A 16,402-nucleotide genomic window follows, 5' to 3' on the forward strand; every position below is an offset into this window, starting at 1 on the left:
CCAGAAAAATAACAGGCATCTCCAGCTATTATTCATGTTTATTCATCTTCTTCCCATTAAGCACTTTAAAAAGGATTTCCCTTTTCTGCAGTTGCTCTGCCAGGTTTTCGAGCAATTACTCATCTCGACCTTTCCACCAGACAGTCGAATGAATAGGTTTTGATTTTATTCATTTTATTCCTTTAACAAATTGAATGGCTTATCGCGTGTATACCTTGTGAGAAAACCGATTGAGAATAACTACTATTCAACGTTCTATACTTTATATGAAAATAAAATTAATTGTATGAGTGCCAGGCACCCGCGCAATTAAAAAGGCACTGCCGCTCACCTGAATGGGTAAGGGCAGTGCCTTTTCACTTTTCGATTAAATATTTCTATCGCTATCTTCATTCTTCTTATTCGCTACTTTTTTAGAATGTTCTTTCGCGTCTTTCATTTCTTCTTTCCCTTTGACTTCTTCATAATCAGTGGCTTCGTTTTCACCGTCAAAAACTTCTTTTGTTTTATTGATGGCTTTATCGATTCCCGATTCAGGTGCGCCTACATGTTTTTCTGGTGTTTTCCCTGCTGTGCCTTTTCTAGCCATTGCTGATTCCTCCAATAATAAAGATTTTAATGATAGTTTACCCCTTGCCGTGGATATTAATCCTTTCACTTGTATTTCACCGATATCAGTCGTTTTTTTGAAATAAAACCCGCTCTTACCGATCAGGCAGATGCGGGTTTCGTTCTGATTTCACTCCTGTTTTTCTTCCAATTCAGGGAATACCGGATTTTCGATTAGAGAGTGGGTTCTTTCAACCAAATCTATCTCTACTGCATCAAATTCAATGCGCTTCGCATCTGGTTCTCCTTCTTCAGCCACCCTGCTGATGTGCGCAAACGGATAAAAAGTCAACGTTTTCGCTTCTGGAGACAATCCACGAACGGTGGCTGTCCATTCAAAATCTTCTGCTGTCCTGGAGCCTGCCGGTGTGCTTCCGCCATTATACGGAACAGGATAAACATTTCCCAAATCGTCCTGGGCAAGCAGTTCAGCTTCTACATACTGCCAGTCCTGCAATAATGATGGTTCCACTAATTGCTGGTAAGCGATATTTACTGAGATGTCTGTAAAAGTCACTTTATCGAAGTGTACAGAGACGCCGTTATTGCTCACTTTCTGATCTAAAATAAGAGGCTCTAAGTTTTTCAGCTGCGCCACCGCGAACTCAAATTTCCAGTCTCCCACAATTTCCCCATGTTCAGTATAGAGGCTTACAGGCTCCCACTGGACATTGACCTGTTTTGCCTCCTCATCAAGATGGAGGATTTCTGCAATACCCGCAATTCCGCCTTCCACCGGCTCCCATTCCATGCCGCCAGTGGGCCCTTCTGCTTCAAGTAAGATTGGAGAACCCGTTAAATGTGCTGAAGAATCCAGTTTTTCATCTGATGCAACTGTATAGGTGAACGTCACTTTTGTTCCATCATACACTGCTTGCTCAATGGAAATCGTAATGCCGTTGCTTGTTTGCGACAGCCCCACGTCTTCACTGAAGCGTTCGTATTCCAACAGCCCTCTTTCTTCCTCTGAAAAGATGGCGAACACATTGCCGATGACCGGGATCTGTGCCATATAATTGGCAAGTGCTGGTGAGGCTGTAAGAACTGCAGCAGAACTGCCGATAAAAAAGACTGAGGCTGCGACAGCCGGTGCCAGCCATCTACGCTGTTTCTTTTTAGCAGCAGAAGTTTCAAAGAATGCCTGTTCAATGATTGCATCCAAACGATCTTCCGGCACATGGACCTGTTCCATCGCTTTTTTAATTGAAATCTCTTTGCCGTTCATCTGCATACACTCCCTTCAAATTCTTTTTCAGCAATGCCAGCCCCCGGTGGATAAGTGTCTTTACCGATCCTTCCGCGCAGTTCATTACTTCCGCTATTTGTTTTACAGAAAAATCCTGGTAATACCGCAGCATCAGCGCCGTCTTGTATTTCTCCGGCAATAAACCCAAGGCATTTGCCACATCCAATTGTTGAGCTATATCTGCAGAGGAATCCATCTCCAGTACTTGTTCTTCCACTTTATCCATTACAACGAGCTTTTTGTTTTTCTTCAAAGCTGTCAGAGCTTTGTTGATACAGATGCGTGTTAACCAAGTTGAGAAGTAAGCCGGATTCTTTAATTGATGGACCGACTCAATGGCCTGAAGAACAGTCTGCTGAAAAATTTCCAACGCCTCATCTTCGTTTTTCACATATGTATATGCCATACGGTATAATTTCTCTTTTTCTGATTTCAATAATTTCTGAAGCGCCAAACGATCGCCCCGAATTGCTGCTGCAATCATTTCTTCATCGTGCTGCATCCGCCTCATTCCCCCTTTACTTATTAGAGACAACGGCACTTCAAAACGTTTCACTTAATTATCTTTTAGTAAAACCTTACCATTCTTTAAAGCCGGATAAGCGAAATAAAAGCGCCTCTTAAGATAGAGGCGCTTCGTTTTACAGAGTTAAAGTGGTCCATAATCAATAAATTGCGCAATCACCAGAGCCGCAGCTGCGATCAAGTACCACACGATGAGCAATGGGAAGATGAATTTCAACCATTTTTCCCACCGTACCCCACCAACAGCTAATGTTGCCATGAAATAACCCGAGGTCGGATAGAAAATATTTGTAAAGCCATCTCCCATCAGGAAAGCCAGGACAGCTGTCTGGCGCGTCACACCGCTGATGTCGGAAAGGCCGGACATGATTGGCATGGTCACCATCGCCTGGCCACTCCCGGATGGAATAAGGAAATTCAATGCTGCTTGAACAATGAGCATGAAGACTGCTGTCAACGAATCAGGCATGATCCCGACAAATTCTCCGAGCGCATAAATAATCGTATCCATGATATCCCCGGCGTCCAATACCACCGCGATGCCCCGTGCTATCCCAACGACAATTGCTCCCAGAAGGATTTTCTTAAACCCTTCATTGAAGGCATCAGCAATTTCAGACGAACTCAATCCCGCAACAAGTCCTGCCGCAATTCCGATCAGCGCATAAAGCCCGGTCAGTTCGCGGAAATACCAACCGTAATTCAAGAGTCCAAACAGCAAAACACCGAACCCCACCAATAGAGTAACTGCTGTCCACATCTGGCGCTTCGTTGCTTTTCCAGCCGAAAGCTCCTTTATCTCCAAGTCATCATCATTTTCATCAAATACGATGCTCAACTCCGGATTCTTCTGTACTTTTCTGGCATAGCGCCATACGTAAGCCATACCGACTGTAAGTACAATCGCCAACAGAACAATTCGGTACCACATACCGGAATAAAGCGGCAGTTCGGCGATTTCCTGTGCCACCCCAAGATTAGCCGGAACCGCTAAAGCCAATGTGAAACCTGAAATCGTGGCAACCAGAACAATCGCTGTCGCTGTGATTCGATCGAATCCAAGCTTCAATACCAAAGGCAAAATTGCCGGGAGATAAATCAACGACATTTCCACTTGGCCGGTAAACGTAGTGAAAAGAGCGAACGGAATCATTAAGGTGGGAATAATCCATAAGCCTTTATCGGAAAACTTGCTGGCCAATTTATTGACAGCGAGAGAAATCACGCCTGTCCGTTCGATGACCGCAAACATGCCTCCAATCATGATGATCCCGAAGATGATTTCAGCGGTCTGGATAAAGCCATCCGGAATCGCGAACATAAACTCAAAAAATGTCACTGGAGATGCTTCTATGTATTCAAATGTTCCCGGCTGAATGATTTCTGCTCCACTCTCATTTGCCACCCGCTCAAATTGCCCCGCTGGAATGATGTAGCTGACCAATGAAGCCAATGCAATCATGAGAAATAAAATAACGAAAATATGTGGGACTTTCAATTTTTTCTTTTCTTTTTTGTTTCGGCAGTTTGATTTCTGCTTACCACCTAATCCCTCCTTTTTATGATTTAACTTGTTGCTATTCTACAGTAACATATTCCGGAAAGAGTTATTAAACATTTCTGTCAATTAAATTTCACTTTTCCTTTTGTTCATTTTTGTTGGCTCTAAAAGATAAAAACCAGACAGAACAAAAGAACCAAGGACTTATACAAAGCATGCCTTTATCAAAAAGATTCAAATAAACTTTCGAATCTTGAAAAATCCGAGTCTTCAAATTTGGTTTTCTTTATTCTATAGGATTATGATATGAACATCCAAAATTAAATTGAAGGAAATGGAAGGCGAAAAAGATGAACAATAAAAGACAAAGCAATATTAAAGTAGTTATTGGCGGATTGCTGCTGGCGATTTTGGTGGCATCTATGGACAACACGATCGTCACGACGGCGCTGCCGTCAATCGTCGGGGAACTGGGCGGAGTCGATAAATTCGTCTGGGTCACTTCCGCTTATCTGGTCGCACAGATGGCCGGGATGCCGATTTTCGGTAAACTTTCCGATATGTATGGACGCAAGCGGTTTTTCATTTTCGGGTTACTGGTCTTTATGATCGGTTCGGTGCTTTGCGGTACAGCCGATACCATCAATGAATTGATCATCTACCGTGCGATTCAAGGAATCGGCGGCGGAGCACTCATGCCGATTGCATTCACGATCATGTTTGACGTTGTGCCGTTAAAACAACGCGGCAAAATGAGCGGCATGTTCGGTGCCGTATTCGGGATTTCCAGCGTCTTTGGTCCTTTGCTGGGTGCTTATATCACGGAATATATCAACTGGACATGGATTTTCTATATCAACATTCCACTTGGCTTAATTGCTTTCATAATGGTGGCTTTCTTCTATAAAGAGTCACTCGAACATGCCGAACAAAAAATCGACTGGCTCGGTGCTGCTACACTTGTCGGCGCAGTTGTCTGCCTGATGTTTGCAGTGGAACTGGGCGGCAAGGAATTTGCGTGGGTATCTCCTCAAAGCTTCGGTTTATTCGCCGGCTTTGCTGTACTCGCCATCATCTTTATCATTGCAGAACGTCGCGCTGATGAACCGGTCATCGATTTCAGCATGTTCAAAGAACGCCTCTTTGCGACAAGTGGCCTCATTTCGATTTTCAGCGGTGCTGCTTTCATCACGGCTTCGGTTTACATCCCGTTCTATATTCAAGGGGTTCAAGGAGGGAATGCAACAAATTCAGGGCTTGTCTTGTTGCCCATGATGGTCGGATCGGTTGTCAGTGCGTCGATTGGCGGTGCTTTAATGGCCAAATTCGCTTATCGCTCATTCTTGATTCCAACGCTCGCTTTACTGACAGTCGGCATGATTTTGTTAGCCACTTTGTCAATTGATACATCGCGATTCCTGGTGGTCTTCTTTATGATTCTTGCCGGACTTGGCATTGGCGCATCCTTCTCCGTGCTGCCATCAGCCGCCATCCATCCGTTTTCAGTACGCAAACGCGGTGCCGCAACTTCCACCGTCAGCTTCCTGCGTACATTCGGGATGACCATCGGCATCACCATTTTCGGGATTATCCAAAGCCATGCGTTCACGCGTAATATGACCGAAAATTTTGGAGCCGGAGCTGCCAGCTTTACTGGAGACTCCCGTGCCCTATTGTCTGCTGAAGGACGTGCCAATATTCCTGCCGAACTGTCAGCCCAATTGACGGATGCCCTTTCTTCTTCCATTGCGAGCACATTCCTATGGGCGATCGTCCCTGCTGTTCTGGCGCTCATTGTCGCGTTTATGATGAGCAAGGAAAAGCTTGGCGACCAGATTGTGAAGAACTGAAAATAACTAGTTATTTTTAAGATGCAGGAATAGTGTAAACAAAAGGTGTTGCCTGAACTGCGAAAAGCAGCTTGTGCAACACCTTTTTATTTCGTTCTATTGTTTTAAAAATGACACAAAATAATTGACAAATAAGTCAAGCGGATATATGGTTATACACATAAGTATATAACCATACAACCAGAAGGGTTCAGGAGGTGTTTTCAGTGAGCAATGCGTTTGATTCGAGTAAACCGATTTTTTTGCAGGTCCGTGAATTGATTGAAGACCAAATTGTCAATGATCAGCTGAAAGAAGGAGATCAGGCACCATCGACCAATCAGCTCGTCAATTTTTATAAGATCAATCATGCGACTGTCTCAAAAGGGATCAACCAGCTGGTGGAAGAAGGAATCTTATTTAAGAAGAGAGGGATTGGGATGTTTGTAGCAGAAGGAGCAAAACAGACATTGGTCGGACAGCGCAAAGAAGCATTTGTCGACAATTACGTCAGGAGTCTCATTCAGGAAGCAAAGAAGCTTGGCATTTCCCAACAAGAAATTATTGACCTGATCAAAAACACGAAAGGGAGTGAAGGATGATGGCTGCCAAAATAGAGATGAAAAATGTCACGTTGAAATTCGGGAAATTTGAAGCATTAAAGGACATTTCACTGGCGCTGGAAGTTGGCAAGATCCACGGCCTCATCGGGCGCAACGGTGCTGGCAAGACTTCCCTTCTGTCTTTGCTCGCGGCTTTCCGTGAACCGACAACCGGCCAAATAGAGATTGATGGTGAACCAGTCTTTGAAAATCCAGAGAAGATGCAGCAGATTTCGTTCATTTATGAAAAGGACTATGCAGACGAATACGAAAAAATTCCTGCTTTGCTTGAATTTCCGGAAAGGTATCGCCCAAACTACGACAAAGATTACGCCAACCATTTACTGAAGCGCTTTAAACTGCCGCTCGACAAGCCTGCCCATAAATTATCCAAAGGCATGCAGTCAGCGTTGAATGTGGTCATCGGACTTGCGAGCCGCACGCCCGTGACAATTTTCGATGAAGCGTATCTGGGAATGGACGCACCGGCACGCCAAATCTTCTATGAGGAAATTCTAGCGGACCAGGCAGAATATCCGCGGACCTTCATTCTTTCCACTCATCTGGTGTCGGAAATGGATTACCTTTTCGATAAGGTCGTCATCATCGATCAAGGAAACCTCTTGCTGAACGAGGAATATGAAACCCTTTCTGCTCAAGGTGCTTCGATTACAGGAGCAGCCGATCAGGTTGATGATTTTGTCGCCGGCATGAAAGTTTTGAACGAACAAAGGCTGGGCGGCACGAAATCAGTTATGGTTTACGGTACGCTGACTGAACAGAACCAACTCGCCGCACGGGAACAAGGCCTTGAAATCGGCCCAGTGCCGCTGCAGGACCTGTTCATCCACTTAACAGAGGAGGCGCATTAAGATGAAACAATTAAAATTGTATCCAAAAGTTGCTTTCGACCTCTTTTACGAACAGTTTAAATGGGCGATTTGGTTTTTCTCATTTTTGATTGCCGCACACATCATCGGCATGTTCATCGTAGTCAGAAACGATGCCAGCGTTGATCCCTTCTTCGCCTTTTCAAGCTATTCTGTAGCGATTTTCATGCTGGTCTGCGGGATTATCGCAGCCTATGGCTTTCTTGGCTACTATGTGCAGCAAGGCATCACACGCAAGGATTTGTATATGGGTACCGTTTTATCCGCACTTGCATTGGCGGCGGCTGTCACTTTAGTGCCGCTCGCTGTCAACGGCATTGAGCATTTTATTTCAGGCTTCGCTGCACTGCCCATTGGCACAGATGGTGTCGGCGCGTTCTATCCGTCATCCGGATGGCTTTCGGCCACCGTCACGTTTTTTATCAACGCTTTCACTTATTACTTGATCGGTTGGCTGATTGGACTCGGCTACTACCGCTTTGGCTGGATCATCGGCTTTGTTTTCGTCGGAATTGCGGTTGCTGCTCTCAGCCTCAATGGCTATTTCCTTGGAGACAGTGGATTGAGTTCCATTATTCCTTGGGTACCTTATATTCCTGCAGAAGCTGGACCAGCTTTAGCCATCACCGGTTCACTCATTTTGATTGCGGTCTTGCTGATTTCCACGCGCCTGATGACAAAACGCATTACCATCAAGATGTAAGAAATAAAAAAGACCTTGCTAGCGACCTTCTCAGGAAGTTCGGCAAGGTCTTCTTTTTATTTATGCAGATCCGTTAATTGTGTGTGTGCCAGGCACACACACAATTTCCATTGTTCAAATCTCTGCCATCAATAGTTGATATTCAATTTATATTCACACGTTATGATGAATCAGAAATGTTATAGAGAGAGGAGAAATAAGCAATGAACAGATTCCTGAATCCAATCACTGATTGGGTATCGACCAAAAAAGGCATGTGGATCACCATCATCGTCTGGCTTGTCCTAATGATTGCACTCAGCATGGGACCGAGACTCAATGATTACAAAGTGGCCAATTTCCAATCACTGCCCGATGATGCACAATCAATTATCGCGGACCAGAAACTGAAAGAATATTTCCCGAACGACCAAGGAACGCCTGGCATTCTCGTTTTCCATAACAGCGAAGGCGATGTCAATCCCGAAACTGTCCAAGAAATTCTGACAGGCATTACAGAGGCAAACATTAAAGGCATCGACTCAATTGTCGACATAAGCCAATTGCCACCTCCTGCTTTGGAAGGTTTTTATTCCGAAGACAATACAACAATGATTATTCCAATGTCACTTGAAGCAGGGCTCGGCAGTGCCGACTTTGCGGAAATCAATGACGAAGCTTCTGAAATCGGCAGCGACATCGCAGCTGATTCCGGTTCGATAGAATTCTACGTTACCGGTCCTGCCGGCATTGCAGGCGATACCGTCAAATTGTTTGAAGAAGCGGATTTTGTGTTGTTGATTGCAACAGTCCTGATCATTCTTGTACTGTTGATCGTCATCTACCGCTCGCCGCTACTCGCATTCATTCCACTTCTGGCGACAGTGATCGTCTATCAGGTGGTTAACCAGACGCTTGCCTTCATGGGCTCTGGCGGATTGGAACTGACCAGCCAAACGACTTCGATCATGAGCATCCTGCTGTTTGCAGCGGTAATTGATTATTCGCTGTTCGTCTTCTCCCGCTTCCGTGAGGAATTGAACCATTACGAAAGCAAACACGAAGCTATGAAACATGCCATGCGGGCAACGGGTGAACCGGTGTTCTTCGCTGGCGGTACTGTTCTTGCAGCCATGCTTGTGCTGTTCTTTGCGGACTTCCGTGACTATGCAAATTTTGCACCGATTTTCGGTACGGCTGTTTTCGTTATCATGATTGCTTCGATTACGCTGATTCCGGCTTTATTCACGTTATTCGGCCGCAAAGCATTTTGGCCGAAAGTGCCGAAATATGGCCAATCCTCAGAAGTGAAGCACGGCATCTGGGGGCCTGTTGCGAAATTCGTCGTCAACAAGCCATTGATTTCCGGCGGACTTGTCGCCGTTCTGATGATCGTTTCAGCATTGAATATTGTGAATCTGGAGTTTGAATTCGATACAGTGAAATCATTCCCGGAAGACATGCCTTCGCGTGTCGGTTATGAAATTGTTGAACAGAAATTCGATAAGGGCGAAATCGCGCCTTCCACCCTGTTGGTTGTTGGGGATGAGCCGATTACAGAAGAAGCCGCAGCCGCTCTTTCTGAAGAGCTGACTGCTTATGACGAAATCGCTTCTGCCCGTTTGTCCGGCCAAACGGACGACGGTGAAGCAGTGAAATACAACATTGCCTTATCGATGAATCCGTATTCTACAGAAGCCCTTGATTTCGTGGAACAACTGCGAAACGACAGCGGCGCTTTGCTGGATCGCGCGTCCATTAATGGCGATATACACTTCGGCGGCATTACACCGAAACTCGTTGATGAACGGGAAGTCAACAATAGCGATATCTACAAAATTGTTGTACTTGAAACCTTATTGATTTTGGTATTGCTGTTCGTCCTGACCCGCTCTTGGAAAATGCCGATCTATATGATGGCGACGATTTTGCTTTCTTACTTGTCGGCGCTCGGCTTGGGAATTTTCCTGGTCGATGTGTTGTTCGGCTATGAGGCCATCAGTACACGTGTACCGGTATATGCGTTTATCTTCCTGGTAGCACTTGGCATTGACTATAACATTATCCTGGTTTCACGCTTTATCGAAGAACGGAAATCACACAAAGTCAAAAAAGCCCTGGAAATCGCCATCAGCCATACAGGCGGTGTCATCTCTTCTGCCGGCATCATCCTGGCCGCCACTTTTGCCGCATTGACTACTATGCCAATCGCTGATTTGTTCGTATTCGGTTTCATGGTTTCAATCGGAATCTTGATTGATACTTTCCTGGTGCGCGGCATGCTTCTTCCAGCTTTGATATTGTTTTTTGAAAAAGACAAGTAAACCCTGCATAATATAGAGAGTGGAAAGTCCGGCCACCCATGTGCCGGGCTTTCTGATTGAATGGGAGGAATCCGCATGAAAATACTCGTCGTGGACGATGATGTTTATATCCAGCAGCTGGTCGCAATTCACCTCAGCAAAGAAGGCTATACCGTCTTTAAAGCAAATGATGCAGAACAGGCCTTGCTGCTGCTTGAGGACCAACTTGTTGACCTGGCCATCGTCGACGTTATGATGCCGGGCATGGACGGGTTTCAGCTGACCCGTATCCTGACCCAGGACCTCAATATTCCCGTGATTCTCTTGACAGCAAAAGGCCAGCTCGAGGATAAGGAAAAAGGCTTCCTGTCCGGAACCGAGGATTACATGGTCAAGCCTTTCGAACCGAAGGAATTGCTGTTTCGCGTCGCCGTTGTCCTGCGCCGCTCGGAGCGTTCTGTCCAGGAGAATCTGCAGGCCGGAAACCTATCGATCAATCGCCGGAACTTCGAAGTGACCATCGGCAAAGAAACACTGATTTTGCCGCTGAAGGAATTCGAGTTGCTGTCGCTGCTGGTTTCGCGCGTCAATCTGGCCACTCCCCGCGGATTGCTGATGGATTATGTCTGGGGCGAAGAACACGAAGGCAGCGAAATGACTTTGAATACCCACATCAACCGGATCCGGGACCGCCTCAAGCGTTACGGAGCTGATGTTGAAATCCACACATTGCGTGGAATCGGCTATAAGCTGGAGGCTTCAAAATGAAAACTTTGTACCGGCAATTCACTGTCGCTACGCTGTTCATTCTGGCCATCAGCATCCTCATTGGGTTTTCCATCGCCAATATCTTCTATGTGACGGTCACTAAAGATGAAACAATCGAACAAAACGTGGCCATTGCCGAAGAAATTATCAGCACCGTACAAAACGTGCCGTATTCGGATGAAAGTTTCACCAATTACCTGCAGGCAGTCGCAAAGCTTGGCTACCAGATTGCGCTAGTCGACAGTTCCGGAGAGATGCAGTTTTTTGGAAAACCGTTTGACGATACGGCGTTTCCTGAACAGGCCGGTCTTGTTCTGTCGGAAAATGAAGTCTATACGGGACTGGACAATTTCACAGATGACATTTTCATGATCGGCCACTTCACCAATAAACTGCACAATACAGTCGGCGTGCCGTTTGAAAGAAACGGTGAACCTTATGGCCTGTTCATCCGTCCCGATACCAAGCTGGTGTCGACGGATATCCATTCTGTCCTAATCGGTTTTGTAGTGGCAATTGCACTTGTCAGCATCATCGGCATGATCTGGATGGCGCGGCAATTGACGCGGCCGATTGTCCAGCTGACAGAAGCGACCAAACATATTGCCCGCGAGAACTACAGCTTTCCGCTTGATATTCGGCGCAATGATGAAATCGGCCAGCTTTCTGAAAGCTTCAATTTGATGCAGAAACAATTGCAGCACAACGACTCGGCACGTAAATCGTTCATCAGCAACGTGTCACATGATTTCCAGTCGCCGTTGATGAACATCCAGGGCTACGCGGATCTGTTAAAGTCACCCGGCCTTTCCGACAACGACCGTCTAGCCTATACGTCCATCATTGACCAGGAAGCCAAGCGGTTGTCCAGCCTGACACGCCAATTGCTGCTGCTGACATCGCTCGACCAAGGTGCTTATCCGATGAAAACAAAAGAGTTCCAGCTGGATGAACAATTGAGAGGCGTCGTCCGGAAATACCGCTGGCGGCTTGAAGAAGAAGACATCAACCTGTCTTACCAGCTCGCTCCAACACGTTTCCGCGGCGATGCCGAACTGCTTGATAATGTCTGGGACAACCTGCTGACCAACGCCATCAAATACAATAAACCTGGCGGCAGCATCGAAATCATCCTGCAGTCGGACGATACCGGCATTACCGTTACATTTAAAGACAGCGGACAAGGCATTCCGGAAGACGCCTTGCCGCAGTTGTTCGACCGATTCTACCGTGTCGATGCCGCACGCAAAAAAGACAGCACCGGACTGGGTCTGTCGATTGTGCACCAAATCGTCACCTTGCACCATGGCACCATTCGGGTTAATAGCCGGCTAGGCACAGGAAGTGAATTTATCCTGTCCTTCCCGCATCCCGTTCCCACACAATACTAAGTTGGAGGTTTTATTATGGAAAAAACTTGGAGTCTTCGTTTAATACGCTTTTCAGCCATTTTTGGCTTGTTCGGCACGTTTCTTGGTTCACAAATGGCTGGAGAAATGGATTACAGCTTGCGTCCAATCCATGCCCATATCTTGCTCGTCGGCTGGTTATCAGTCTTTGCCTGGGGCATCTTCTACCGGGTTTATACAATCAAGTTCAAAAAACTTGTCGCCATCCACAGCATACTCGGCATGGTCGGCGCCTTTACACTGACAAGTGGCATGTGGTTGTATAACCTGAATCCATTCAATTGGAATGAAACCTTCGTCATGATATTTTTCATCGTAGGCGGAAGCTTGCTATTGCTGGCGTTCCTGCTGTTTTTGGTCATTACGTTCTTGACGGAAAAAGAATAGGAAACAAGAAATCCACTGAAGAAAAAGCCAAGCTTTTTCTTCAGTGGATTTTTTCTGAATATATAAGAATAGTTGTTTTGATCATTAAATAGTTCCAACTCTTACCTGAAATAAAGTTTGCCTAAAACTCCCCAATCACCTTCAATGCCTTCAAAGCCAGCAGCAGATCGAATTGCTTTTCGGAATCACGCAGATCCACTTCTATGATTTCACCAATCCGGTTGATGCGGTAGCGCAAGCCGCTCACTGACAATTGCAGCTTAGCAGAAGTAATCTCCAAATTGCCGCCATTCATCAGGAATTCGTAAAGTGTCTGCATATAATCGAGTTGCTGCTCGGAAGTCCCGTAAAGTTCACCTAATTGAAGTTCAGCGATTTTGCGTATCGCTTTTTCTTCCTGCGAATGCACAAGAATGCCAAGAATCCCCAACTCCTTGAAATACATCGTCGGCTGACAGGTTGTCGTAAACCTGGCTGCTGTCATCGCTTCCTGCATTTGATCGGTCACGCAGCTAAGGTCATTGGACGTAGAACTGACACCGACATGGCATTGGATTTTCGGATAGGCGCGTTTAATGCGCTCATAGAAGAGGGTCGGCCCATTTTCCATCAAGGCATGATCAGCTGACTCCGGAATAAAGCACAGAATCCCGTTTGCCCGCTGAACCTGCAGCACTTCATAGCTGCGCTCCTGGAAAAACTGCACCACTTCCTCATAGATATTTGTGAAAATCGATAAATTGTCCTCTTTATTGAATTCGTTGTAGCCAAGTGCTAAATAAGCGATATGATAATCACCCGACACATCGATATTCAGCAAGTTCAACTCCCGTATAATCTGCTCTTTCGATTCGAAACCATCCGTCAGCATTTTCTCGAACAAAATACCTTTCGTCCGCGCATTGGCTTCCATGATATTTCTATTGTTTAAATGAACCAACGTACTGATCGATGTCAGCCTGCCAAGAATCATCCGGTCTATTTCTTCCTTAGGCTGAACGCCCGGCCCATAGATAAATGAACAATAGCCGGCAATCTGGTTTTGTATATATATTGGAGCCGTTAACCGGCTAGTATCTTCGAATTGAAATAAATCTGTTTTGTGAATCGGCCATTCCTTCAAACGCCGGTGAAAAGGTACCTGCAGGACAGTTGCCTCTTCCAGGGTGATGTTTTCATAATCCGTGATTTGGCCTTTCTGGTTCTCAATAATGATGGGGTGTGAAATGTATTTTTTTAAAATACTTAACAGGTTTTCTAAACTATTCGACCGAATAAGCTCATCTGTCAGTTCGTTATGAATATCAATAACCATTTGCAGGCGGTTACGTTCTTCTTCAAGCCTAGTATAAGGAAGAATCTCTTCTTCAATATCCGCGCCCATTAAGTGTTCATATTCTTTCGGATCCCAGTGCTCGAGCAATTTCCCTTCCCAGTGGCAGGCGGCATCTCCACTTGCTTGACAGGCATGCTCTTTAAAAAATACATCTTTGTCTATCAGTGTAGAGATATAACCGCTGGCAAACCCACAAAGCATATAGCACGTAGGTTTTACAGCGGTTGTATCTTCTTTTATATACTGGTCTGCTTCGAAAGAATCGGTCCATCGGCCTTTGAACAGGACAGAAACCACTTCATTCCCAACAATTTCAACCTTCTTGACGTCAATAAATACATTTGCCTGTCCCAACGCTTCATGCAGTTCAGCCCCTTGAAGCATTTGAGAAATCAAGTCCAAATCCTCTCGTCGGCTGACAGTCTGCGCCACTTCGACACCCTGTGACCAGCCAAACTGAAAGAAGTTCTTTTTAACGGTTGCTATGCCAAGCATTTTAACCAATTGCTTTTGCCAAGCTGAAAAAGCTGACAGCGGCAATGCTACTGAATCACGTTTTTGAAGTCTCTGAGATTGTTCACTCCCCATCGTTCTCAACGGTTCGCGGTTAGAAGTCAGTTCTTGTCCCATTCACTTTTCCACCCTTCAGTTTAAAGCAATGCAGATGTTTTTCGCTTCCGTGAAGAAATCCAGACTGTGTTGTCCACCCTCGCGACCAATTCCACTCTTTTTGAAACCACCGAATGGCGCACGCAAATCACGTACAAACCAGCAGTTGACCCAGATTGTGCCTGCTCTTACGCCATGGGAGATGCGGTGAGCCCGTTTCAAGTTCTCTGTCCAGATCACGCCGTTCAATCCATAATCTGTATCGTTCGCAATCCGCAATGCTTCTTCTTCCGTATCGAACGGAATAATCGTTACAATCGGACCAAAAATTTCTTCCTGGCAAATGCGGGCCTTAGGATCTTCGTGCAAATAAACCGTCGGTTGAAGGTAATAACCTTCTTTTAAATGGGATGCCAGTTCGGGTGTGCCGCCTCCCGTGATCAAAGTGGCCCCTTCTTCTTTGGCGATTTCCAAATAGGATTTCACTTTATTGAAATGCTCTTCACTGACAAGCGGTCCCATTTTCGTTTCGGCTGCCTGCGGATCTCCTACTACTAATGCTTCTGCTGCAGCTTTGTATTTTTCGATGAATGTATCTAATATTGAACGCTGTACCAGAATCCGTGAACCCGCAAGACATACTTGTCCGGAATTCAGGAAAGCGGCTTGAATCGAAACTGGAATCGCTTTATCCAAATCTGCGTCTTCAAAGATAATATTAGCCGCTTTGCCGCCAAGTTCAAAGGCAAACTTTTTCAACGTATCGGCACCATTGCGCATTATCGCTTTTCCAGTCGCTGTTGAGCCGGTGAATGAAATCAAATCGACATCGGTATTTTTGGTAATCGCCGTTCCGACAACACTGCCTTTACCGTGGACAATATTGACGACACCATCTGGAATGCCTGCTTGTTTTGCAATTTCGCCCAGTAAAGAAACCGACAAGGGCGTCATTTCAGCAGGCTTGATGATGGCTGTATTTCCAGCTGCCAAACAAGGACCAAGTTTCCAAGTCGTCAGCATAAAAGGAGCGTTCCACGGCGTGATCAGTCCTGCAACCCCTACCGGCTCATGGCGCGTGTAGTTGATGTAGGCATCTTCCATCGGATAGGTTTCCCCGCCTTGCTGTTCCACAAAATCCGCGAAAAATTTCAAGTTATGCGCTGCACGCGGAACTTCCGCTGCAAATGCATGGCTGTATGGTTTTCCGACATCCAATGCTTCCAGACGCGCAATTTCTTCTTTGCGTTCCAAAATAATATCTGCCATGCGACGGATTTTCGCACAACGTTCCGCTACAGTCATCGTACGCCAAGGGCCGTTTTCAAATGCTTCCCGTGCAGCCGCACATACTTTTGCTACGTCCTGTTCCGTCGCTTCTGCAACAACGGCGATCACTTCCTGTGTCGCTGGGTTTTTGACTTTGAATGTCTGCTGGTCAGATGAAGCCTCATAATTCCCGTTGATGAAATGCTGAACTTCCCTTACTGTTGTTTCGACTGTAGTCATCGCGATTCCTCTTTTCTTTTTGAAATAGACTGGCCTGCAATTCCCCAATGTGTTTTTGGCACTTCTGTGATCAATACCCGGACATTTTCCTTTGGAGCATCCAAAACTTCTGATACGGTCGTCGTAAGACCAGAAATCAGCTGTTCCACCTTCTCAGGTTCCCGTCCTTCAGCAATCGTGACTTGGATAAATGGCAT

General features: G+C 45.8%; 15 protein-coding genes. 8 read left to right on the forward strand and 7 right to left on the reverse strand.

All coding sequences use genetic code 11. From position 1 onward, the window contains the following. Positions 1 to 367 precede the first annotated feature (367 nt). The 4 genes from QMA01_RS14180 to QMA01_RS14195 all read right to left on the reverse strand — a co-directional run bounded on the left by QMA01_RS14180 (position 368) and on the right by QMA01_RS14195 (position 3,878). Positions 368 to 658 (reverse strand): hypothetical protein, encoded by a 291-nt coding sequence (locus tag QMA01_RS14180; protein ID WP_290215272.1) that lies wholly within the window; start codon positions 656 to 658, stop codon positions 368 to 370. 81 nt (positions 659 to 739) lie between these two features. After that, positions 740 to 1,834, reverse strand: coding sequence for a DUF4179 domain-containing protein (locus tag QMA01_RS14185; protein WP_290215273.1), 1,095 nt, complete (start codon positions 1,832 to 1,834; stop codon positions 740 to 742). Next, positions 1,809 to 2,357, reverse strand: coding sequence for a sigma-70 family RNA polymerase sigma factor (locus QMA01_RS14190; protein ID WP_290215274.1), 549 nt, complete (start codon positions 2,355 to 2,357; stop codon positions 1,809 to 1,811). Before QMA01_RS14190 ends, QMA01_RS14185 begins: the two co-directional genes overlap by 26 nt. A 147-nt stretch (positions 2,358 to 2,504) precedes the next feature. Further along, complete coding sequence (locus QMA01_RS14195) at positions 2,505 to 3,878, reverse strand: YfcC family protein (protein ID WP_290215275.1); 1,374 nt, start codon at positions 3,876 to 3,878, stop codon at positions 2,505 to 2,507. A gap of 353 nt (positions 3,879 to 4,231) precedes the next feature. On the opposite strand from QMA01_RS14195, the gene QMA01_RS14200 reads away from it, so the two are divergent. From QMA01_RS14200 to QMA01_RS14235, 8 genes are all read left to right on the forward strand, one after another. After that, positions 4,232 to 5,731, forward strand: a complete 1,500-nt coding sequence (locus QMA01_RS14200; protein ID WP_290215276.1) for an MDR family MFS transporter — start codon at positions 4,232 to 4,234, stop codon at positions 5,729 to 5,731. Between the two features lie 206 nt (positions 5,732 to 5,937). Continuing rightward, on the forward strand, positions 5,938 to 6,312 hold the full coding sequence (locus QMA01_RS14205) for a GntR family transcriptional regulator (protein WP_191716217.1): 375 nt from the start codon (positions 5,938 to 5,940) through the stop codon (positions 6,310 to 6,312). Positions 6,313 to 6,329: 17 nt separating this feature from the next. Beyond that, on the forward strand, positions 6,330 to 7,184 hold the full coding sequence (locus QMA01_RS14210) for an ATP-binding cassette domain-containing protein (protein WP_404825537.1): 855 nt from the start codon (positions 6,330 to 6,332) through the stop codon (positions 7,182 to 7,184). A gap of 1 nt (position 7,185) precedes the next feature. Continuing rightward, complete coding sequence (locus QMA01_RS14215) at positions 7,186 to 7,905, forward strand: hypothetical protein (RefSeq protein ID WP_290215278.1); 720 nt, start codon at positions 7,186 to 7,188, stop codon at positions 7,903 to 7,905. A gap of 203 nt (positions 7,906 to 8,108) precedes the next feature. After that, complete coding sequence (locus QMA01_RS14220) at positions 8,109 to 10,208, forward strand: MMPL family transporter (RefSeq protein WP_290215279.1); 2,100 nt, start codon at positions 8,109 to 8,111, stop codon at positions 10,206 to 10,208. 75 nt (positions 10,209 to 10,283) lie between these two features. Next, the gene (locus QMA01_RS14225; RefSeq protein WP_191716220.1) at positions 10,284 to 10,955 is read left to right on the forward strand and encodes a response regulator transcription factor; all 672 of its coding nucleotides are present in this window, start codon (positions 10,284 to 10,286) and stop codon (positions 10,953 to 10,955) included. Then, positions 10,952 to 12,346: a HAMP domain-containing sensor histidine kinase gene (locus QMA01_RS14230; protein WP_290215280.1), complete on the forward strand. Its 1,395-nt coding sequence runs from the start codon at positions 10,952 to 10,954 to the stop codon at positions 12,344 to 12,346. Before QMA01_RS14225 ends, QMA01_RS14230 begins: the two co-directional genes overlap by 4 nt. Before the next feature lie 15 nt (positions 12,347 to 12,361). Then, positions 12,362 to 12,751 carry a hypothetical protein gene (locus tag QMA01_RS14235; RefSeq protein ID WP_191716222.1) on the forward strand — a complete coding sequence of 130 codons (390 nt, stop codon included), beginning with the start codon at positions 12,362 to 12,364 and terminating at the stop codon, positions 12,749 to 12,751. A 121-nt stretch (positions 12,752 to 12,872) separates the two neighbouring features. Here QMA01_RS14235 and QMA01_RS14240 read toward each other — a convergent pair whose 3' ends face one another. The 3 genes from QMA01_RS14240 to QMA01_RS14250 are packed head-to-tail and all read right to left on the reverse strand — an operon-like array spanning position 12,873 to position 16,402. Then, positions 12,873 to 14,717, reverse strand: a complete 1,845-nt coding sequence (locus QMA01_RS14240) for a helix-turn-helix domain-containing protein (RefSeq protein ID WP_290215281.1) — start codon at positions 14,715 to 14,717, stop codon at positions 12,873 to 12,875. Positions 14,718 to 14,732: 15 nt separating this feature from the next. Beyond that, a complete protein-coding gene (locus QMA01_RS14245; RefSeq protein ID WP_290215282.1) occupies positions 14,733 to 16,205 on the reverse strand; it encodes an aldehyde dehydrogenase in 1,473 nt (490 codons plus the stop codon). After that, a complete protein-coding gene (locus QMA01_RS14250) occupies positions 16,202 to 16,402 on the reverse strand; it encodes a 4-oxalocrotonate tautomerase (protein ID WP_191716225.1) in 201 nt (66 codons plus the stop codon). Before QMA01_RS14250 ends, QMA01_RS14245 begins: the two co-directional genes overlap by 4 nt.

The sequence above is a fragment of the Planococcus notacanthi genome (assembly GCF_030407825.1).
Lineage (GTDB): Bacteria > Bacillota > Bacilli > Bacillales_A > Planococcaceae > Planococcus > Planococcus notacanthi.